Annotated in this window: 20 protein-coding genes; 9 read left to right on the forward strand and 11 right to left on the reverse strand. The window is 71.3% G+C overall.

What is annotated here, in order from left to right; genetic code table 11:
* The coding region (locus RZ84_RS22595) for a DUF2786 domain-containing protein (RefSeq protein WP_043265820.1) at positions 1-1246 on the forward strand (1246 nt) is incomplete at its 5' end.
* Positions 1247-1426: 180 nt separating this feature from the next.
* Here RZ84_RS22595 and RZ84_RS35155 read toward each other — a convergent pair.
* The 5 genes from RZ84_RS35155 to RZ84_RS22625 all read right to left on the reverse strand — a co-directional run bounded on the left by RZ84_RS35155 (position 1427) and on the right by RZ84_RS22625 (position 6326).
* Complete coding sequence (locus RZ84_RS35155; protein WP_157878880.1) at positions 1427-2836, reverse strand: class I SAM-dependent methyltransferase; 1410 nt, start codon at positions 2834-2836, stop codon at positions 1427-1429.
* Positions 2837-3039: 203 nt separating this feature from the next.
* Positions 3040-4005 carry a PP2C family protein-serine/threonine phosphatase gene (locus RZ84_RS22610; RefSeq protein WP_241777811.1) on the reverse strand — a complete coding sequence of 322 codons (966 nt, stop codon included), beginning with the start codon at positions 4003-4005 and terminating at the stop codon, positions 3040-3042.
* Between the two features lie 315 nt (positions 4006-4320).
* Positions 4321-5532: a macrolide-inactivating glycosyltransferase gene (gene mgt / locus RZ84_RS22615; protein ID WP_043265821.1), complete on the reverse strand. Its 1212-nt coding sequence runs from the start codon at positions 5530-5532 to the stop codon at positions 4321-4323.
* 171 nt (positions 5533-5703) lie between these two features.
* The gene (locus tag RZ84_RS22620; RefSeq protein ID WP_347232776.1) at positions 5704-5895 is read right to left on the reverse strand and encodes a hypothetical protein; all 192 of its coding nucleotides are present in this window, start codon (positions 5893-5895) and stop codon (positions 5704-5706) included.
* Between the two features lie 77 nt (positions 5896-5972).
* A complete protein-coding gene (locus RZ84_RS22625; protein WP_043270570.1) occupies positions 5973-6326 on the reverse strand; it encodes a DUF6247 family protein in 354 nt (117 codons plus the stop codon).
* Between the two features lie 573 nt (positions 6327-6899).
* On the opposite strand from RZ84_RS22625, the gene RZ84_RS22630 reads away from it, so the two are divergent.
* Both RZ84_RS22630 and RZ84_RS22635 read left to right on the forward strand, forming a co-directional pair.
* Positions 6900-7451: a hypothetical protein gene (locus RZ84_RS22630; protein WP_157878881.1), complete on the forward strand. Its 552-nt coding sequence runs from the start codon at positions 6900-6902 to the stop codon at positions 7449-7451.
* A gap of 437 nt (positions 7452-7888) precedes the next feature.
* Positions 7889-8296: a hypothetical protein gene (locus RZ84_RS22635; protein ID WP_043265824.1), complete on the forward strand. Its 408-nt coding sequence runs from the start codon at positions 7889-7891 to the stop codon at positions 8294-8296.
* A gap of 393 nt (positions 8297-8689) precedes the next feature.
* Here the strand turns inward: RZ84_RS22635 and msrA are convergent, their stop codons facing one another.
* Positions 8690-9385, reverse strand: coding sequence for a peptide-methionine (S)-S-oxide reductase MsrA (msrA, locus tag RZ84_RS22640; RefSeq protein ID WP_043265825.1), 696 nt, complete (start codon positions 9383-9385; stop codon positions 8690-8692).
* A gap of 137 nt (positions 9386-9522) precedes the next feature.
* On the reverse strand, positions 9523-10647 hold the full coding sequence (locus RZ84_RS22645; RefSeq protein WP_043265826.1) for a hypothetical protein: 1125 nt from the start codon (positions 10645-10647) through the stop codon (positions 9523-9525).
* 179 nt (positions 10648-10826) lie between these two features.
* Between RZ84_RS22645 and RZ84_RS22650 the strand changes: the two genes are divergently transcribed.
* Complete coding sequence (locus RZ84_RS22650; RefSeq protein ID WP_043265827.1) at positions 10827-11987, forward strand: cystathionine gamma-synthase; 1161 nt, start codon at positions 10827-10829, stop codon at positions 11985-11987.
* A gap of 51 nt (positions 11988-12038) precedes the next feature.
* Here the strand turns inward: RZ84_RS22650 and RZ84_RS41560 are convergent, their stop codons facing one another.
* Together RZ84_RS41560 and RZ84_RS22665 are read right to left on the reverse strand one after the other, a co-directional pair.
* Entirely contained in the window at positions 12039-12488 is a 450-nt protein-coding gene (locus RZ84_RS41560) for an RNA polymerase subunit sigma-70 (RefSeq protein WP_241777812.1), read from the reverse strand.
* 209 nt (positions 12489-12697) lie between these two features.
* Positions 12698-13279 carry a MarR family winged helix-turn-helix transcriptional regulator gene (locus RZ84_RS22665; RefSeq protein WP_052230101.1) on the reverse strand — a complete coding sequence of 194 codons (582 nt, stop codon included), beginning with the start codon at positions 13277-13279 and terminating at the stop codon, positions 12698-12700.
* Between the two features lie 322 nt (positions 13280-13601).
* Here RZ84_RS22665 and ilvA point away from each other — a divergent pair, with 322 nt between their 5' ends.
* From ilvA to RZ84_RS22680, 3 genes are all read left to right on the forward strand, one after another.
* Positions 13602-14876, forward strand: a complete 1275-nt coding sequence (gene ilvA, locus RZ84_RS22670) for a threonine ammonia-lyase (protein WP_052230102.1) — start codon at positions 13602-13604, stop codon at positions 14874-14876.
* A gap of 215 nt (positions 14877-15091) precedes the next feature.
* Positions 15092-16117, forward strand: coding sequence for a daunorubicin resistance protein DrrA family ABC transporter ATP-binding protein (locus tag RZ84_RS22675; protein ID WP_043265828.1), 1026 nt, complete (start codon positions 15092-15094; stop codon positions 16115-16117).
* Positions 16114-16995, forward strand: coding sequence for an ABC transporter permease (locus RZ84_RS22680; RefSeq protein ID WP_043265829.1), 882 nt, complete (start codon positions 16114-16116; stop codon positions 16993-16995). The genes RZ84_RS22675 and RZ84_RS22680 overlap by 4 nt, the downstream gene beginning before the upstream one ends.
* Positions 16996-17093: 98 nt before the next feature.
* Here the strand turns inward: RZ84_RS22680 and greA are convergent, their stop codons facing one another.
* Both greA and RZ84_RS22690 read right to left on the reverse strand, forming a co-directional pair.
* A complete protein-coding gene (greA, locus tag RZ84_RS22685; protein WP_043265830.1) occupies positions 17094-17591 on the reverse strand; it encodes a transcription elongation factor GreA in 498 nt (165 codons plus the stop codon).
* A gap of 251 nt (positions 17592-17842) precedes the next feature.
* Positions 17843-18259 (reverse strand): DUF4307 domain-containing protein, encoded by a 417-nt coding sequence (locus RZ84_RS22690; RefSeq protein WP_043265831.1) that lies wholly within the window; start codon positions 18257-18259, stop codon positions 17843-17845.
* A gap of 130 nt (positions 18260-18389) precedes the next feature.
* On the opposite strand from RZ84_RS22690, the gene mca reads away from it, so the two are divergent.
* The gene (mca, locus tag RZ84_RS22695; RefSeq protein ID WP_078894096.1) at positions 18390-19262 is read left to right on the forward strand and encodes a mycothiol conjugate amidase Mca; all 873 of its coding nucleotides are present in this window, start codon (positions 18390-18392) and stop codon (positions 19260-19262) included.
* A 4-nt stretch (positions 19263-19266) separates the two neighbouring features.
* Complete coding sequence (locus tag RZ84_RS22700) at positions 19267-19515, forward strand: hypothetical protein (RefSeq protein ID WP_043265833.1); 249 nt, start codon at positions 19267-19269, stop codon at positions 19513-19515.
* Positions 19516-19688: the final 173 nt, after the last annotated feature.

Below are 19688 nucleotides of genomic sequence, written 5' to 3' on the forward strand. Positions count from 1 at the left end.
GGTCGGCGGCGTCCTCGGCCGGGTCCGCTACGCAGCGGACGGGGCGGCGGCCGAGGACGCCATGGAGGCGGGCGCCTCGATGCTGGCCGCGGCGGTGCCCGGCTGGGAGGCCGTGAGCGCGGCCCTGCTCGCCGCCGCGGCGGACGCCGTACGGCGGTGCTGGGCGGGCGGCTGGCAGCCCGCGGACCTGGAGCGGATGGTCCGGCGGGGCGCCCCGGACACCACGCTGGCGGCGCTGGCCGTCGACGCCATCGCCGCCGAGCAGTCCCGCCGCCCCGGAGCCGGATCGCCCGCCGCGCCGGACGACCCCCGCTGGCAGGCCGAGCTGCAACGCCTCGGCGCGCACGTCTGGTGGGACGCCGACCGCGGCTACCTCGACGCGCTGGCCGCCCGCCGCCGCAGCTCCCGCTTCGAGACCGCCTACGACGTCCTGGCCGTGCTGCGGCTGATCGCCCGGCTGCCCCGTATCACCCCGCTCCCGGCGCCCCACCCCTCCGCGGCGCGCGCCCACGGGGGAAGCGCCGCCGCCTCCCGCGCACTGGGCCGGATCCGCGGTCTGCTGGCCAAGGCCGAGGCCACCACCTTCGCGGAGGAGGCCGAGGCACTGTCCGCCAAGGCCCAGGAACTGATGGCCCGTCACAGCATCGACGAGGCCCTGCTCGCCGGCGCCGACGGCCCCCGGGGAGCCGGGCCGGCCGACGGCCCCGCGGCGATCCGCATCGGCATCGAAGGGCCCTACGAACAGGCCAAGGCCCTGCTCCTCGACGCCGTCGCGGCGGCCAACCGCTGCCAGGCCGTCTGGGCCTCCGAGGTCGGCTTCTCCACCGTCATCGGCTTCCCGCCCGACCTGGAGGCCGCCGAACTCCTCTACACCTCACTGCTCCTCCAGGCCACCTCCGCCATGAACCGCGCGGGTGACGACCACCACGCCCGCGGCCGGTCCCGGCGCACCCGCGACTTCCGCCAGACCTTCCTCGTCGCCTACGCGGACCGCATCCGCACCCGGCTCGCCGCGGCCACGGAAGCCGCCACCGCCGCCGCGTCCGCCGAGTCCACCGCGCCCGACCGCCTCCTGCCCGCCCTCGCCGCCCGCGCCCTCGCCGTCGAGGAGACCACCGGCACCCTCTTCCCGGACACCGCCCCGGTCCGCCTGCGCGGCGTCCGCGACGCGGCCGGCTGGCACCAGGGCACCGCCGCCGCGGACCGGGCCCACCTCGGCCACCCGCCAACGGACGGGGAGCCGTAGGTCCTGTCGTCACACTCCCGTCGTCCGCCCGCAGGGCGTGCCGGGCGGCGTCCGGTGAGGCGAAGGGGATCCCCGCCCGAGCCGTGCGAAGCCGGTTCGAGGGTGGGAGCGCGTGCCGGGCGTCGGCATGCAGGCGGAAGTGTGACGACAGGATCTGGAGTCCACGCCGACGCCGATGGGTCAGGGCCGGATAGGCCCCGGACCCGCCCCTGACGCATCGGCCGCGATCCATACCAGTCGCCGCACCACCCGCGGATCCCGGTGTGCCACCTCCGCCCGCCCGGCCACCGCGAACCCCCATCCGGCGAGGTCCCGTTCGGTCGCCCGGGTTCCGGCCTCCTCGGTGTACGGACCGATCACCAACCGGCCGCCCGGCGCCACCGCCGCATCCAGCAGATGCCGCACCAGGTCCGGCCGCCGGCGCACCGGCACGTACTCCAGCCCCACCCGTACGACGTCGAACCGCCGCGGCGGCACCCAGGTCAGCGCGTTGCCCTCCCAGATGCCGTCCGCCCGGTGCGGCAGCCGCCGCCGGGCCGGTGCCACCAACTCCCCGATGATGTCGAGCCCGTAGAGCTCCAGCCGCCGGCCGTCCGCTGCGGCCCAGCGCTCCAGACACTCCATCAGGTAGCCGTTCGCGCAGCCGCAGTCCAGGAACGTCCCGTCCCGCTCCACCGCCTCCAGCACGAACCGCCGGGCCGCCACCCAGTCCGCCTCCCCGCACGACATCCCCGACTGCCCCCACGGCGTCCGCGCCGCGAGATACGCCGGCCGCACCAGTCCGGCGATCGCCCCGTGCCACCCGGCCTCGTCGATCTCCCCGGCCGCCGGCGCCGTATCGATCGCCGCGGCCTCCCGCCACGCGCTCTCCTTCAACGCACCCACCTCCGCCCCCTCGTCGGCGCCCGGACGCTGCACGCCGGAGTTCGGGGCGCCCCCGAACTCCGCCGCATACGCGAGGAGTTCCGCGAGTCGCAGCCAGGCGGCCAGGGGCACGTCCGTCGGAACGCGGCCCGGACGCAGGAGGCGGCGGATGCCACCGACCGTACGGGCCAGGGCGTCGCGCGCCGGGCCGTCCAGCCGCCCGAGGTTCGCGAGGTACGCGGCGGCGCAGCCGTCGAGGCACCTGTGCAACTCGGCCGCCCGGCGGGCCCGGTCGTCGCCGGAGCGCGCCCCGTCGGGAACCGGCAGCCGCCGGAACGCCCGGTGCCGGTCCGCCACGGCGGCGACCAGGCCCGGCCGGGAGGGCGCCGTGTCACCGGGCCAGCGCGGCCCGCGCAGGTGTGCGGTGTCGGCGGCCCGGGGCGTGCGCCGGCCCGCGGCCTTCTCCGCCCGGCGGACGGCGGCGAAGGCGTCCGTCTCCCGGAGCCGGACCGCGCGGCCCGCCTCCAGGACGTCGAGGGCGCGCAACAGCGCCGCGGGATCCCGGCGCAGCTCGGGGGACGGGCGCGCGACGGCGGCCAGGTAGGCCCAGGTCGCGTGGAAGCCGAGCGGGCAGTAGTGCCCGACGGCGCACCGCAGCGCGGCGTACCGCCGGGCGAGCGGCAACCGCTCGTCGCGCACCCTGCGGGCGTACGTCCCGAAACCCACCGCCGGCACTCACCCCTCGGCGGGCGCGACCCGGACCGGGCAGCCCGGCCCGGTCCCGCCCAGTCCGCAGTAGCCGCCTGTCTGGGCGCGAAGCTCTGTCCGACCAGCGGAAACGTAGGTCGTATGAGCAAGCCTCGACACTGTCCAAGCACGGTGCCGCGCGTCCCGCACCGGGGGTGGGCCGGCCTTCGCGGCCCTCGGATTCACGGGCTGACCGGTCCCTCGGCGTAGCGGGTGATCGCCAGGATGGCCATGTCGTCATCGCGTGGACCGCCGGTCCATTGCTCGACATCGTGTACCAGGACCTCAACCACCTCGTCCGGCCGCCGGAAAGGGCCCCGGCCGCCGAGTCGCCGTGCGGGTTCGTAGAAAGCCCCGGAACGGTCTCGGGCCTCCGTCACTCCGTCGGTGACCAGCAACAGCGTGCCCCCGACCGGGAACGGCCACTCCTCGGGCACCGCCTGCGGCCCGCCCAGGCCGCTCATGCCCAGCGGAAGTCTCGGCTCGCCGGGATCCATTGAGGACACCGTGTCGCCTTCGAGGAGATACGGCGAGGGGTGGCCGCAGTTCAGCAGCCGCACATGGTCCGCGCCCGGTGGGATCTCACCGAGCAGTGCCGTGACGAACCCCTCCGTCCGGACGACCTCTTCGCGCCGGGAAGCCTCGTTGACCAGGGCGCGCTCCAGGCGCTCGGCCAGCGTCACAAGGTCGGGTGCCTGGTCGGCTGCCTCCCGGAACGTGCCCAGCAGTACGGAAACCGCGCCGACCGCGCCCAGGCCCTTGCCCCACACGTCCGCGATGAACAGCCTGGTGCCGTACGGCGTGTCCTGTACGGCGTACGCGTCTCCGCCGATCAATGCCTCGATCTGTGCGGCCTTGTAGACGGCGGCGATGGCCAGCGGCCCGACACGCGCCGGCGGTGGGGGCAGTACGGCACGCTGGGCGGCCTCCGCGACGGAACGCACCACCTCCAGACGACGCCCGTGGAAGGCGACCACCCGGTTCACGCCAACGCCGACGAGCACGATGAACGCCACATTGACCAGTGTGAGGAGGCCGCTGATCTGGCCGAGGCCACCGTTTTTGATCAACAGCAGCAGCTGGACCAGGAAGAGGACCGCTCCGGCCGCGATCGTGTGCCGTAGCGAGAGCAGTGCTCCCGCCGCCATGACCGCAGCGCCCAGTGTGTAATCGCCCCAGTATCCACGCGGAGACACGAACTCCAAGACGGTCCCGATAACGATCAGGACAGCCGGTAGAAGCGAGACGTACCGGGGCCACCCCGTGGAGAGTGGGTCCATCCGCATACCGATTCCTCATCGACCGACCTATGCCCGAATGATGACTCTATGCAGCCTCTCTGTGGAGGGGCGCCGCGCCGCTCCCGTACTTCATCAGTCCTTGACAGTCCGATGGGCCCGGTGAACAGCGGCAACATCGAAACCGCGGCCGGCGGGGTTCCCGTACAGGTACTGCTGGTGCCCTTACTCGTCGGGCAATGCGGCCTCGATGAGGTCGGCCGCTCGCCGGGTGCCGCCCTCGGTGGCCATCTCCCGCTGGATGGCCGTGAGGCGGCGTCCCACTTCCGGGTCGGCGACGAGTGCGAGCACCGCCGCACGGAGGGTGGCGGCGTTCGCCTGGTCCGTCGGGAGGAGGCGGGCCACGCCGAGCCCCTGAAGCATCTCCGCGTTGCCGAACTGGTCGACGGCCTGCGGGACGGCCACCATGGGTGTGGCGGTGGCCAGGCCCTCCTGGCTGCCTCCTGCGCCGGCGTGCGTGATGAAGGCGTCGGCCTTCTTCAGGATCGCCAACTGCGGCACCCAGTGGTGCACTTCGACGTTCCCGGGGATCTCCCCGAGTTCGTCGGCGGTGACGTGCTTACCCACCTGGAGCACGACGTGCCAGTCCGGCAGGTCGCCGAACGCCTTGATGCACTCGCGGTAGAAACCCGGCTGCTTGGTGAAGGACGAGCCGAGCGAGACGAGCAGCACACGCTCCGCGTCCTTGGGCCGCTCCCAGTCCCCCTGCGTTGTGCGGTCGCCCTGGCAGGCGCCGACAAAGGAGTGGACGCTCTCGTCGACCCGGTCGGCGTGCGGCTGCAGCGCCTTGGGGATGAGCACGATCGACCGGCCGGGGCGACCGACGAACGGGTCGGGGTGCTGCGTGATCCCGTTCTCCGCAAGCCAGTTGGTGAACTTCTCGTAGTACGCCCTGCCGCGCTCGGTCGCCCTGGCTTCCGCCCACATCGGCTCGGCGACCTCCTCCTCGTACCCTTCCCACGCGACGAGGTTCGGCGAGAGGGAGATCGCGGGCACGCCCCAGCGGTGAGCAAGGACGCGCGCGGGATACGAGGTGATGTCATGCAGCACCAGGTCCGGTTCGTCCCCTTGATACGCCTCGGTGAGTTGCGGCAGTGCCTGGATCGCGTCGTCCAGGAACGGCTCGACGTTGTCGAGGAGCGTGGTCCCCCACGCCGACGGGTCGCTGTCGGGTGACGGCAGTGTCGTGCGATACGGCACCGGCTCGGCACCGGTCTCGGCAATCTCCTCCTGTAAGCGGGGCGGAATCGCGTACGTCACGCGGTGACCCCGGGCGACGAGCTCCCGGATCACTTCGAGGCTCGGGTTCACATGCCCGTAGGCGGCAATGGAGAACATGGCGATATGGGCGCGCCCACCGTGCTTGGGGTTCGTCATGCCCTCAAACTAAGCGAGACGAAACGTCTCGTTCAACACCTTTTCGGGTTGCTACTTTGTGAGGCGTCGGTCGCCTCGGGCCGGAGTCACCCCCAGCGGGCAGGAGGCGCCCGTCCCTACGAATCTCTCGTGCCAGGTAGTCCATGGCGCGGGGGATTTTCGTGGGGATGGCTACAGCGCGTCGAAGGGGGGCACGATGCGGACAATGATGATCAGCGGGTCCCGCGGTGCGACCAGGAAGTAGAACCAGCCGCCAGCTGCGTCCATGCGGCGCAGACCGCCCGGTCGGGGGCCGTTGCCGAGGTCGCTGACATCGACGCCTGTGCTGGCGAGCTCCACGAGCTGACCGACCAGACGTTCCACTTCCGCCACCACGTGAACGGGGATACCGCTCGCTACGTGATCCTGGTCTGGGTCATATTCCCATCGCCAGTTTGTGCTCACCGGGCGGAGAGGCCCGTGGCCGCGTGGGCATCGTCCAGGATCCGCCCGATCTCAGAGGCGGCCTGTCGAGCCTGGGCGGCATCGCCCGACTCCGCGGTGTCTTCCCAACGGCGCAGGTCTGCTGCCAGTTCGGGCTGGCGCTGGATGTGGACGTAGACGGCCCACTGGGCGATGAACCGCTGGAGCGGCGCCAGATCGGAGCCCTGCCGGGCCTGGTCGGCCGCCTGGTCCAACTCCCCGGTGAAGGCTGGTAGCGCAGCAGGGGCGATCTGACTGATGGCCTGCCGCAGCGCGGCAACTGTAGCAGGGGGCTGGGGGATGAGTGGTTGCCCAGCGGCGGAGGTGGTCATGGCTGCTCCCATGGGCGTGATTCTGATCGCCGTGGCCCAGGGTACGGGCATGAATGCATTTCCACCGCTCGGACGAGTGAGGGAGAAGCGATACGGCTACCCTCCCAGGCCATCCTGAGTGGATCACTTTCGCTCTGAGAGGACCCCCTCGGTCGCTGGTGCGACGGTCGCCCGGCCTCTGGGTGCGGTCTACTTGTCCGTGACTTCCGGGGTGGGCGCGATTCCGGTGGGGCAAGACGCGCCCCAGTTCGTTTCGAAGGGGGTACTTAGCTTGACGCCCGTCCCGCCGATACCGCAGTAGCCGGCGGGGTTCCTGTCCAGGTACTGCTGGAGGTCGCAAAGTCACTGGCATTACACCTAGCTAGGGTGCGTCCGGTGAGTTGCATGGACTGTGGTGGCGGCGCCACCGATCCCCGATCCGCGCTCTTGGGCGTTCCGCCGTTGCGGCGCGAGGTCTGCCCGCGTGTGCCCCGTATCCCCTTCGCGGCACGCTGCTCGGCTGGCGGGTTTGTGAGGTCGTGGCCAGAGCGGAATCGATCACGCCATGTGTTGGCACGAATACACTGCGTACACATGGGGGGACTCTCCGACGAGCAGACTGCTCTCGGCAGCTGCGCCGCCTCAAAGGCGCAGCTCAGCACCGAAGGGAGCACTATGCCCAGTTTCGTGGCCACCCGGCCCCCTGACCGTACCTACATCGCCTCCGAGACGGACAGGTTCGAGCAGCGGACCGCAGACAAGACCTGGCGCGACCTGCCCGGCGCCAGCATCGGGCTCCTGGTGGGCGGGCCCCACTCGCCCTCCTACGGCGCCTATTTCATCGCCACGTTCTCGGCTGAAGCTCTGTGCAGCTCACCGGACAACAACAACGTTCTCGGCGTTGAGATCGTGTTCGGTGACGAGCAGGCAGAGCCCAAGGACGCGCAGAGGAACTACCGGTTCGCCTCCGCGTCCAAGGACGGCGAATGGGCCTCACACACCATCACCCGGTGGATCAAGTTCGAGCACCAGATGGATTACCAGCGCGTGAACTGCAAGGTGCGCGTTGCCCAGGGGTCGGCACTGCAAGACTCCTATTACGGGCTGCAGAACTACGTGCTGAAGGTGGAGCGGTACAACCTCTGACGCCGCGACAGCGGGGGCGCCTCGGGGCCTAGCCGAGGCGCCCCCTCCGCTGACGATAGCGAGCCGCCGGCATTGCCCTTAGGGGAAGCCTCGGACTGCGTGAATTCCACCCGGATTCGGAGGCTTCCGCGCTTCGTCGGAGCGTCCATTCCCGCGCCGGGCGCGCACCGGTCCTGCCGCCATCCGAGCAGCCGGGCAGGCGTGGCGGAACGGCTGCTGACGCACGGTGTGCGAGGAGCAGGACAAGCAGACACGTGCGTTCGCCACGCCGGTGGCCGTGTCACTCGTCTGCGCCGTCGGGGGCGACGGCGAGCAGCCATCCGCGGAGGCTGGGCCTGACACAGGTGCGGCGCGCTGCCCGTTCAGGAGCCAACCGGGCAGATGGGATCGCGGCGCGGTAGGCACACGCTGCCGAAGGAAGGGGAAGGTACCTCCGCATGTCACACCACACCGCGACGGTGCCGGCTACCTGGGTGGCCAGGTGGGCGGGAGCTCTGCTGTGTCTCGCGGTGGCCGCCATTCATGTCGTGGACCAAGGCGGCATCGTGGTAACGAGGGATCCCTACTACATCGGCGTCGCCTACCACGTCCTGGAGATCGCGGCCGTGGTCACCGCCGCGCTGCTCCTCATCGGCCTCGTCCGACTGGGAGGGTTGCTGGCGGCCATGGTCGCCATCGGCCCCCTGCTGGGCTACAGCCTCTCCAGGGGGCCGGGGCTGCCCTACTACAGCGACGACGTCGGCAATTGGACGGAACCGCTCGGGCTGGTCAGCCTGGCTGTCGAAGGCGCCCTGCTCCTGCTGTCGGTGCCGCTCTTCGTGCGGAGCCTGCGCCGCAGCACCTAAGGGCTGTACTGCGCCTGTTCACACTGGGCCCACGTTGCTGCCCGTCGCCGCACATATAGGGCGGTTGCGAGCAGTACCCCCGGGATTGTCAAGGGCAGTGAATGCATGACCTCCCAGCAGATCCATTCCGCGCTGACCCCGGCTATGAGTCCCCTGCCGATGGTGTCCGCCCACGCTCGTCCAGACATGGCCCGCACCCTAGCAATTCGCTTGACCTGCACCAATACCCCCGTGATTACAGGAGCTTGACCCCCTTCGGCCCAGCCAGCAGCAGCCGGCGGTCTGGGAGCGGAGCTCTATCTGACCAGCGGAAACGTAGGTTGCATGAGCAAGCCTTGACACAGGCGAAAGCGCAGGCAAGCCCCAGCTTCATCTTCGGAAGCTGGGGCTGACTCATGCTGGCGCGATCCCCGTCGGGCACGATCCCCCGTCGCCCTCGGACGGGTCACTTAGCTTGACCCCCGTTCCGCCGATACCGCAGTAGCCGGCGGGGTTCCTGTCCAGGTACTGCTGGTGATAAGCCTCCGCCGGGTAGAAGGGGCGGGAGGCGTCGGCGGGGAGGATTTCGGTGGTGATGTCGCCGTAGCCGGAGGACGTCAGGACCTTGCGGTAGGCGTCGCGGGAGGCTTCGGCGGCCTGTTGCTGGGCGGGGGAGTGGGTGTAGACGGCGGAGCGGTACTGGGTGCCGACGTCGTTGCCCTGGCGGAAGCCCTGGGTTGGGTCGTGGGACTCCCAGAAGAGCTTCAGCAGCGCGGCGTACGGGACGACGGCCGGGTCGAAGACGACGCGGACGGCCTCGGTGTGGCCGGTGTGGCCGCTGCACACCTCTTCGTAGGTGGGGTGCGGGGTGTGGCCGCCCTGGTAGCCGACGAGGGTGGTCCAGACGCCTTCGGTCTGCCAGAACTTCCGTTCGGCGCCCCAGAAGCAGCCCAGGCCGAAGTCGGCGATCTCCAGGCCCTCGGGATACGGGCCGAGCAGCGGGTTGCCCAGGACGGTGTGCCGGTCGGGGACGGTGAAGTCCTGTTCCGGGCGGCCCGGAAGCGCTTCCTCAGGGGTGGGGAGATGGGTCGTGAAGCGGGAGAACGGCATCAGGATCGTGCTCCAGGGGAGGGCGGATACGGGCGAATGCACGTAGATGTAGATGTGGGCGGATGTGGGAGGGCGTCGAACCGGCTACCGGTGCAACGTGTGGGAGCCGGCGGGCATTCCTTTGCCGGCGGCGCCGTTCACCCCCGCGGGCGGAAGTCCGCCGACGTGCCGCCGAGCTGCTCCCAGCCGGCGATGGCGAGCGCCCGGTATGCGGCGTACTCGGCGGCGGGGCTGCGCCCGTACGACCACGGGACGGCGCCCACATGGCCGTCGACGAGGCGGAGCTGTTCCATCGCCTCGGCGTAGCGCTCGGCGCGGACCAGGAACCAGACGAGCAGATGCCGCACGTGCGGCGCCATCGGGTGGTCGGCGGGGGCCTCGCGCAGCGCGAAGTGGGCGCCCTCTATGGCGCGTTCGACGACCGCGCTCTGGTAGAGCCCGCGGACCATGTTGGCCTCGGGGAGGTGCTCGTAGACCGCGAACAGCGGGAGCGCCGGCAGCAGGCTCTTCGCCGGCGCCCCGGAGGCGGCGCGCTCGGCGAAGGCATCGGCCTCCTTGCGGGAGCCGTGCCACTTCTCCGACCAGTACGGGAGCGCGGCCAGATGCGCGCCCATGTGGTGCGGCGCGCGCTGTACGACCTTGGACCACAGCTCCTCGTAGTCGGCGGGGCGCTCGCCCAGGCCGCGGGAGACGGCCAGCTCGGTGATGTACGGGATCGGGCTGCCGGGCGCCAGCAGGCCCGCCTCCCGGCAGACCGTCCGGGCCTCCTCCAGGATCATCCGGAAGTCCTGCGAGCCGGGGTCGCGGAGTGCCTGGACGACCAGGAACTGGGCGTGGGTCTGGGCGCCGCCGGGGTCCTTGGGCGCCTCGGCGCGCCAGGTGCGCAGCCAGATGCCGCCGGTCCGCCGGCCGCCCGCGTCCGCCGGGGCCGCGGCCAGTTCGAAGGCGGCGGCCCCGGCCAGCGACTGCACCCGCTGCCAGCGGCGCTCCCAGTCGTCGCCGGTGGACCGGAGCAACTCGGCGGCCGGGCGCCAGTCGTGGGTCCGCCGCATCTCGGCCAGCGCCTCGTCCAGCTCGGGGTCGGGGCCCGGCAGCCGGACGTCCAGCCGCTCCAGGGGGACGAAGCCGTAGCCCGCCATCGGGTCGCCGGCCACCACCAGGCCCTGCCGGGCGTGCTGTACGGCCCGCCGGCGACGCATCCAGGGCAGGAAGACGAAACCGCCGAGCATGATCGCGGCGAGGAGAACCAGCAGAGCGTCCATGTGGTGTGTCCCGGTTGGAGGGGCGGAGGGGTGGAAGGGGGGAGGGCGGCGAGCGGAAGAGGCGGCGGGGCGGTCGGATGCGGTGCGAACCGGTGTCCGGTCTCACGTATGTATCCACTATCCAGCGAACCAGAAAGTTCCGAAAAGTTCGGTCGCGCGGCCGACTACCCTCGGCAGACATGAGCGATCAGCGCGACGAGCGCCACCAGCACTTCGAAACCCTTGCCATCCACGCAGGTCAGGAGCCCGACCAGGCCACCGGCGCGGTGGTACCGCCTATCTACCAGGTCTCTACTTACAAGCAGGACGGAGTGGGCGGGCTGCGCGGCGGCTACGAGTACAGCCGCAGTGCCAACCCGACCCGTACCGCCCTGGAGGAGAACCTCGCCGCCCTCGACGGCGGTCGCCGCGGCCTCGCGTTCGCCTCCGGCCTCGCCGCCGAGGACTGCCTGCTGCGCACCCTCCTCGCCCCCGGCGACCATGTCGTCATCCCCGATGACGCCTACGGCGGGACGTTCCGCCTGTTCGCGAAGGTCGTCGAGCGGTGGGGCGTGGAGTGGTCGGTGGCCGACACCTCCGACCCGCGGGCCGTGCGCGAGGCGGTGCGGCCCCGTACGAAGGCGATCTGGGTGGAGACGCCCAGCAACCCGCTGCTCGGCATCAGCGACATCGCGGCGCTGGCCGGCGTCGCCCGGGACGCCGGGGCCCGGCTCGTGGTCGACAACACCTTCGCCAGCCCCTACCTCCAGCAGCCGCTCGCCCTCGGCGCGGATGTGGTGGTGTACTCCACGACCAAGTACATGGGCGGGCACTCGGACGTCGTCGGCGGCGCGCTGGTCGTGAACGACGACGCGCTCGGCGAGGAACTGGCCTTCCACCAGAACGCGATGGGCGCGATCGCCGGCCCCTTCGACGCCTGGCTGGTGATGCGCGGCATCAAGACGCTGGCCGTCCGGATGGACCGGCACAGCGCCAACGCGGCGCGCGTCGCCGAGCTGCTGGCCTCCCACAAGAAGGTGACCCGGGTCTACTACCCGGGGCTGGCCGAGCACCCCGGCCACGAGATCGCCGCCAAGCAGATGCGGTCCTTCGGCGGCATGGTGTCGTTCCAGGTCGCGGGCGGCGAGGCGGCGGCGGTGGAGGTCTGCAACCGCGCCGAGCTGTTCACCCTCGGGGAGTCGCTGGGCGGTGTGGAGTCGCTGATCGAGCACCCGGGGCGGATGACGCACGCCTCGACGGCCGGTTCGGCGCTGGAGGTCCCCGCCGACCTGGTCCGGCTGTCGGTGGGTATCGAGTCCGCCGACGACCTGCTGGCCGACCTCACCCAGGCGCTGGGCTGAGCCGGTAGCGGCCCCGGCCCGCGGTCCCGGTCTCGGCCCTCTGGCCCCTGGTCACCACCCCTCCACGGGAGGGGTGGTGCGGGCCGGCGGGGGACGCCATGGCTGCTCGACCACCGCCCAGGTCAGCAGAGTTATCAGCGCCAGCAGAGCGAGCAGCGACCCGGTGCGGCGCAGCACCCGCCGCCGTTCCCGCAGCCGCCGGCCGCGGGCGGTGGCCCGCGCGGCCAGGCCGGGCGGTACCGGCGGATGCGGCCCGGCCCGCAGCATCCGCCGGCGGTGCCGTCGGCAGGTGTGCGCGAAGTGCGCGGCCAGCTCCCGGCGGGTGCGCTCGTAGGGGTCCTCGCCGTGCAGCCGGTCCCATGCGGCGTAGGTCCGCGCCAGCGCGTGGATCAGCAACTCCTCGGCGGCCGGGGCCGGTTGGGCGGCGGGCTCACCGGTCAGCAGGGCGGCGGCGCGTAACGCAGTGGCACCGTTCTTCGTGCCCACGGGCTTCGTGCGCACGGGCACCGGCCGTCGCACGCTCCGGCAACGGTCTTGGTACGTACCGGCACCGGCTCTTGTACCCACCGGTACCGGCTCTCGTACATACCGGCACCGGTTCGCGCAGCCACCGGCCCCCACCCCGGTACACACCGGCCCTGTCCCCCGTACGCGCGCCAGGCCCGTCCGCCCGCCCCGGTCCGGCTGTCGCCGACCCGTAAGCGTCAGCGTCAGGAAGAAGCCGGCCCAGCAGGCCCAGCAGGGCCAGCCGGTCCCGCAGGCCCAGCCGGTCCAGGAGGCCCGACCGGTCCAGCCGGTCCAGCAGGCCCGGCCGGTGCGAGCGCGGTGAGGTCGGCGAGGGAGGCGTTGAAGCGGGTCAGGAGCGTGCAGAACGCGGTGCGTTCCTCGTCGCTCCACTCCTCCGTCACCATCGCCATCAGCGCCCGCCGGGAGGCCCGCACCTCGTCGAGGCGGGCATGGCCCCGCTCGGACAGTTCGAGCACCACCGCGCGGCCGTCCTCGGGGTGGGTGGCGCGGCTGACCAGCCCGGCGTCGACCAGCGGGGCGACCTGCCGGGTGACCGTGGAGGAGTCGATGCCCATACCGCAGGCCAGGGCCTTGACGCCCATGGGGCCTTCCTGGTCCAGGCGGTTGAGCAGCAGATAGGCGGCGCGGTCCATGGAGTTCCGCGCCTGGCCGACGCCACCGAGCCGACTCTGTTCGGCGCGGCGGGCGAAGACGGCCACTTGGTGCTGCAGCGCGTCGAGAAGAGCGGTGTCGGTATGGGTCGTCATGTCCGGAGAGGTGGGCATGGCCGGGGCTCGCTTCATGGAATGGAGGTGCGTATGGATGGGGTGACAGCGTACGCGGACCCGGCGCGGACTGTACCGGCGCTGCCGCGTGCGGTCACATTGCGTAGAGGTTCACGGCACGGCACACCCGCGTGAAGGGCGCCGGAACGACCGCGGGCGGGCGAGCCGTTCCAGGTCGTGCGCCATGATCCATCGGACCGGCCCCGGCTCGCCGCCGTCCCCACCCGGTGCCCGCCACCGCCCCGGCGCACCACCCCGGCCGCCGGGTGTCCGCCATCCGGCCAAAAAAGCCCGTTCGTGGCCGAACTGCGAGACTGGCCGCATGGCCGATCACACGCCGGGTACCCCGCAGGGGGCCACCGGATCCGCGCCCGCCGACGGGGAACCGCTCGCCGGCATAACGGTCGAGCACGTACGCGAGGCGCACAAGCTGCTCTCCGGAGTCTCCCGCGCCACCGCCATGGAGGGCAGCCGCTATCTGTCCGGGCTGGTCGGCGCCCCGGTCCACCTCAAGTGCGAGAACCTCCAGCGCACCGGCTCGTTCAAGATCCGCGGCGCCTACGTGCGCATCGCCCGGCTCTCCGTACAGGAGCGGGCGGCGGGTGTGGTGGCGGCCAGCGCGGGCAACCACGCGCAGGGGGTGGCGCTGGCGGCGTCCCTGCTGGGCGTCCGTTCGACGGTGTTCATGCCGGTCGGCGCCCCGCTGCCGAAGGTCGCGGCGACCCGCGAGTACGGCGCCGAGGTGCGGCTGCACGGCCATGTCGTGGACGAGACGCTGGCCGCCGCCGAGGAGTACGCCCGGCAGACCGGCGCGGTCTTCATCCACCCCTTCGACCACCGCGACATCATCGCCGGCCAGGGCACGGTCGGCCTGGAGATCCTGGAGCAGTGCCCGGAGGTGCGGACGGTCGTGGTCGGGGTCGGCGGCGGCGGGCTCGCGGCGGGCATCGCCCTCGCGGTCAAGTCGCTGCGGCCGGATGTGAAGGTCATCGGCGTGCAGGCGGCGGCTGCGGCCTGCTATCCGCCGTCGCTCGCGGCCGGGCACCCGGTGGCCGTCGAGCCGCTGACGACGATGGCCGACGGGATCAAGGTCGGGCGGCCCGGCGATGTGCCGTTCGGCATCGTCAACGCCCTGGTGGACGAGGTCCGTACGGTCTCCGAGGACGAGCTCTCCAGCGCCCTGCTGCTCTGCCTGGAACGCGCCAAGCTGGTCGTGGAGCCGGCCGGTGCGAGCCCGGTGGCGGCGCTGCTCGCCGCGCCCCGCTCCTTCGAGGGGCCGGTCGTGGCGGTGCTCTCGGGCGGCAATGTGGACCCGCTCCTGATGCAGCGCATCCTCCGCCACGGCATGGCCGCCGCCGGCCGCTACCTCTCGCTGCGCCTGCGGCTGACCGACCGCCCTGGCGCCCTGGCCAACCTGCTCGGCGTGCTGTCGGCCGTGGACGCCAATGTCCTCGACGTCGGCCATGTCCGCACCGACCCCCGCCTCGGCCTCACCGAGGTCGAGGTCGAGCTCCACCTGGAGACCAAGGGCCCCGCCCACTGCACGGAGGTCCGCGACGCGCTCCGCGAGGCGGGCTACGACGTCGTCGCGGACTGAGCCGGTGCGCTCCCGGACCGGCGGTGGCGAACCTGCTTATTTGTATCGCGATGTATCGCGTTCAGGAGTAACATCGGCGACTGTGGCACGACCGTGGGGGCCGTCGCGCAGGGTGCCCCGTAGCGGAGGAAATGCCGCAAGTACGTACGCAACTGCACCAAAGCGCCAAACGTAGTATTCGACATGGAACTGACCCAAATCATGGGGGTACCCATATGCCAGGCGCCATTTATGCCGAAGGTCTGGTGAAGACCTTCGGCGAGGTGAGGGCACTGGACGGCGTCGATCTCGACGTCCCCGAAGGAACCGTCCTCGGATTGCTCGGCCCCAACGGTGCCGGCAAGACCACCGCCGTACGGGTCCTGACGACCCTGCTCCGCCCCGACCGGGGCACGGCACGCGTCGCCGGCATCGACGTCCTCGCGCACCCCGACGCGGTGCGCCGCTCCATCGGCCTGTCCGGCCAATTCGCCGCCGTGGACGAGTACTTGACCGGCCGGGAGAATCTGGTGATGGTCGGCCAGCTCTACCAGATGAGCGGGCGCGACGCCCGGCGGCGGGCCGGTGAGCTGCTGGAGCGGTTCAACCTCTCCGATGCCGCCGACCGCACCGCCAAGACCTACTCGGGCGGGATGCGCCGCCGGCTCGACCTCGCCGCCGCGCTGGTCGTCAGCCCGCCCGTGATGTTCATGGACGAGCCGACGACGGGCCTGGACCCGCGTAACCGCCAGGCGCTGTGGGACGTGATCCAGGAGTTGGTCGCGGGCGGCACCACCCTGCTGCTCACCACGCAGTACCTGGAGGAGGCCGACCGCCTGGCACACGACATCTGCGTCGTCGACCACGGCAAGGTCATCGCCCGCGGCACCTCCGACCAGCTCAAGGCGCGCACCGGCGGCGAGCGGGTCGAGGTCGTGGTGCACGCCCCCGAGCACCTCACCGTCGCCGACCAGGTGCTGCGCGCCTTCGCCAAGGGGGAGGGCACTGTCGAACCGCACACCCGCAAGCTCACCATCCCGGTGACCGGCGGCGCCAAGCTGCTCGCCGAGGTGATCCGCGAACTGGACACCCGCGGAGTGGAGATCGACGACATCGGGCTGCGCCGCCCGACCCTCGACGACGTCTTCATCTCGCTGACCGGGCACACCGCCGAGGCGGCGGACGAGAACGGCACCGACGGGAGCGGGGACGACGCCGGGCGTACCGGCGGCGAGACGAGCAGGAAGGCGGGAGCGAAATGACCGCGGTGACCGAAGCGGCCGGGACCGAGGCCCACGTCCGGAGCCCGCGCCCGCGCGGCGGCATCGGGCAGTCGGTGCGCGACTCCCTGGTCGTCGCCAAGCGCAATCTGCTCCGGATGCTGCGGATCCCCGAGGTCGTGATCTTCGGGCTGATCCAGCCGATCATGTTCGTGGTGCTGTTCACCTATGTCTTCGGCGGCTCGATTAACATCCCCGGAGCCCCGTCCGGCGACGCCCGGGCGTACCGGGAATTCCTGATGGCGGGCATTTTCGCGCAGACCGTCACCTTCGCCACCGCCGGCGCCGGTGCGGGCATCGCCGACGACATGCACAAGGGGCTGATCGACCGGTTCCGGTCGCTGCCGATGTCCCGCGGCGCGGTGCTCACCGGACGCACCCTCGCCGACCTGGTGCAGACCGCGCTGACGCTGGTGGTGCTGGCGGTGGTCGCGCTGCTGATCGGCTGGCGCAGCCACGAGAACATCGCCAAGGTGCTGGGCGGCTTCGCGCTGCTGCTCCTGCTCGGCTACGCGTTCTCCTGGATCGGCGCGCTGATCGGCCTGACGGTCCGTACGCCCGAGGCGGCCACCTCCGGCGGGCTGATCTGGCTCTTCCCGCTGACCTTCATCTCCAACGCGTTCGTCCCGGTCAACGGCATGCCGGCCTTCCTCAAGCACGTCGCGGAGTGGAACCCCTTCAGCGCCACGGTCGCCGGCGCCCGGGAGCTGTTCGGCAACACCGTCGCCGGGGCGCACCGGTCGGTGACCGGCGCCTGGCCGATGGAGCATCCGGTGCTGGCCTCGGTGCTCTGGTCGGTGCTGATCATCGCGGTCTTCCGGACGCTGGCGGTGCGCAAGTACCGGTCGGCGGCGGCCTGAGGCCCGCCGGGACGACCCGCGCCGCGAGAACGGGAAGCGGCCCGGAGCCTGTCGCTCCGGGCCGCTTCCGTGGCGTTGTCTTCGAGTTATCCCGTGGCTCAGCCGGTGTACGGCTTGGCGTCGAGGATCTTCACGCTCGCCTTCTTGCCGTTGGGGAGCTCGTACTCCGCGTCGGCGCCGACCTTCTTGCCGTTCACGCCGGACCCCAGTGGCGACTGCGGGGAGTAGGTCTCGATCTCCTTGCTCGCGTACTCCCGCGAGGCCAGCAGGAACTTCAGGGTGTCGTCCGGGTCTCCGTCGAACGCGATGGTGACGACCATGCCGGGGGCGACCACGCCGTTCGCCGCGGGGGCCTCGCCGACCTTCGCGCTCTCCAGCAGCTGCTTGAGCTGGCGGACGCGGAGCTCCTGCTTGCCCTGCTCTTCCTTGGCCGCGTGGTACCCGGCGTTCTCCTTCAGGTCACCTTCCTCGCGGGCCGCCTGGATCTTCTCGGTGATCTCGGCGCGTGCGGGACCAGACAGGTACTCCAGCTCGGCCTTGAGCTGGTCATACGCCTCCTGGGTCAGCCAGGTGACGTTTTCGCTGGTCTGGGTCACAGGTGCTCCTCGTCGGTACTGGGGATAAATCAAACGCCCTACCAGGAAGGTTTGCGCCTTCACAGGTGGGCGAAACCACGAGCCTAACAATTCCGGCACAAAAGGGGGAAGAGGAAATTCACAGTGGCGGTACAGGATCGCATCACCGCTGATCAGAGGCGGTCATCGGACGGTACGCGGGTCGTCCGTCCGTGTCGTCCGCCGTCGTGCGCCCCCGCGGCAGCCGCCCCGGGCGCCCCGTCGGGCCGGTGTCAGCCGTTGCCGGACGACGCCCCCGTGCAGCCGACCAGCACCGCGTTGGTGGCCCGCTTCGTGGTCCGGATCGTGACCTCGGTGTCGACCTGCCCGGAGCGCTGGTCGACGGTGACGTCCTTGCGCCCGACCTCGGAGCCGTCCACGGCCTGCGAGCGGAGCGTGCAGACGCCCTTGTCGTCCTTGCCCTTGACGACCTCCAGGTGCACCTTGACGGCATGGTCGGAGACCGCGTCCCAGGTGATGATGCGCCCGCTGAGGTCCTGTCCGGCGATGTACGAGACGCCCGCCCAGCCGATCACGCCGAGCAGCGCGACGCCCAGCACCGAGCCGATGATCTTGAGCTTGCGGTCCGTGCGGTCGTCCGCGGAGCGGCCGTAGCGTCCGTCCGGGAGCCCATCGCGCACCGCGGCCATGATCCATCCTCCTGCTGCGGGGACCGGGAATCGAAACCCCCGGGGGGTCCCCGCCCCAGGGAATACAGCGCCCCCTCGCTTCGGTCACTATAGGAGGCATCTTCTCCGGCGCTTCACTGAGGATCGAGTCTTGACTGAGCAGCTGCGTTTGATGGCGGTCCACGCCCACCCCGACGACGAGTCGAGCAAGGGTGCGGCCACCATGGCCAAGTACGTGTCCGAGGGGGTGGACGTGCTGGTCGTCACCTGCACAGGGGGCGAGCGAGGGTCCATCCTCAACCCGAAACTCCAGGGCGACCCGTACATCGAGGAGCACATCCACGAGGTGCGCAAGAAGGAGATGGACGAGGCCCGGGAGATCCTCGGCGTCCGGCAGGAGTGGCTGGGCTTCGTCGACTCCGGGCTGCCCGAGGGCGACCCGCTGCCGCCGCTGCCCGACGGCTGCTTCGCCCTTGAGGACGTCGAGGTCGCGGCCGGGCGCCTGGTGAAGCTGATCCGGGAGTTCAGGCCGCAGGTCATCACGACCTACGACGAGAACGGCGGTTACCCGCACCCGGACCACATCATGACCCACAAGATCACGATGGTGGCCTTCGAGGCGGCCGGCGACCCGGAGAAGTACCCGGAGGCCGGCGAGCCCTGGCAGCCGCAGAAGCTCTACTACAACCAGGGCTTCAACAAGCCGCGCACCATCGCCCTGCACGAGGCGCTGCTGGCGCGCGGCATGGACTCGCCGTACGGGGAGTGGCTGGAGCGCTGGAAGCAGTTCGAGCAGCGCGAGCGCACCCTGACCACCTACATCCCGTGCGCCGACTTCTTCGAGATCCGCGACAAGGCGCTGATCGCGCACGCCACCCAGATCGACCCCGACGGCGGATGGTTCCGGGTCCCGATGGACATCCAGCGCGAGGTCTGGCCGACGGAGGAATACGAGCTCGCGAAGTCGCTCGTGGACACTTCCCTCCCCGAGGACGACCTCTTCGCGGGCATCCGCAACAATTGAGGCCATGATGAGCGCGACCAGCACCCTCGCACTGACGCACTTCGTCACCCTTGCCGACAGCTTCGACAAGGACAAGGTGACCCCCGGCGTCCTCGGCTTCATCGTCTTCGCGGTCATGGGCGGCGCCACGTGGCTGCTGCTGAAGTCCATGAACAGGCAGATGCGGAAGGTGGACTTCCAGGAGTCGCCGGAGGACGGCGGGGCGGGCACCGCCAAGGCCGCCGCGGCGGCCTCCGAGCCGAAGGCCACCTGACGCCAGGAGACCGCCGGGGCCCGGCGGTCCGCGGGGGGCGATGACCGGGTGGCGGCCTGGGGCCGGCCGTCTGGCAGCGGCCGGCCGGCGCGCCCGGCGGCTCGCTGACCCGAGCGGTCAGCGAGCCGTACCGCGACGCCGTGCGCCGGTGACGCGTGCGCCGGTGACGCGTA

It is taken from the genome of Streptomyces sp. CT34 (assembly GCF_000805335.1).
Taxonomy (GTDB): Bacteria; Actinomycetota; Actinomycetes; order Streptomycetales; family Streptomycetaceae; genus Streptomyces.

Coding starts and splice junctions, on each gene's coding strand:
- RZ84_RS22610 (WP_241777811.1), bottom strand. CDS start 4,005: ATGGCGGCGGGAGCACTGCTCTCGCTACGGCACACGATCGCGGCCGGA.
- mgt (WP_043265821.1), bottom strand. CDS start 5,532: ATGACGAACCCCAAGCACGGTGGGCGCGCCCATATCGCCATGTTCTCC.
- RZ84_RS22625 (WP_043270570.1), bottom strand. CDS start 6,326: ATGACCACCTCCGCCGCTGGGCAACCACTCATCCCCCAGCCCCCTGCT.
- RZ84_RS22630 (WP_157878881.1), top strand. CDS start 6,900: ATGGGGGGACTCTCCGACGAGCAGACTGCTCTCGGCAGCTGCGCCGCC.
- RZ84_RS22635 (WP_043265824.1), top strand. CDS start 7,889: ATGTCACACCACACCGCGACGGTGCCGGCTACCTGGGTGGCCAGGTGG.
- msrA (WP_043265825.1), bottom strand. CDS start 9,385: ATGCCGTTCTCCCGCTTCACGACCCATCTCCCCACCCCTGAGGAAGCG.
- RZ84_RS22645 (WP_043265826.1), bottom strand. CDS start 10,647: ATGGACGCTCTGCTGGTTCTCCTCGCCGCGATCATGCTCGGCGGTTTC.
- RZ84_RS22650 (WP_043265827.1), top strand. CDS start 10,827: ATGAGCGATCAGCGCGACGAGCGCCACCAGCACTTCGAAACCCTTGCC.
- RZ84_RS22665 (WP_052230101.1), bottom strand. CDS start 13,279: ATGCCCACCTCTCCGGACATGACGACCCATACCGACACCGCTCTTCTC.
- ilvA (WP_052230102.1), top strand. CDS start 13,602: ATGGCCGATCACACGCCGGGTACCCCGCAGGGGGCCACCGGATCCGCG.
- RZ84_RS22675 (WP_043265828.1), top strand. CDS start 15,092: ATGCCAGGCGCCATTTATGCCGAAGGTCTGGTGAAGACCTTCGGCGAG.
- RZ84_RS22680 (WP_043265829.1), top strand. CDS start 16,114: ATGACCGCGGTGACCGAAGCGGCCGGGACCGAGGCCCACGTCCGGAGC.
- RZ84_RS22690 (WP_043265831.1), bottom strand. CDS start 18,259: ATGGCCGCGGTGCGCGATGGGCTCCCGGACGGACGCTACGGCCGCTCC.
- RZ84_RS22700 (WP_043265833.1), top strand. CDS start 19,267: ATGATGAGCGCGACCAGCACCCTCGCACTGACGCACTTCGTCACCCTT.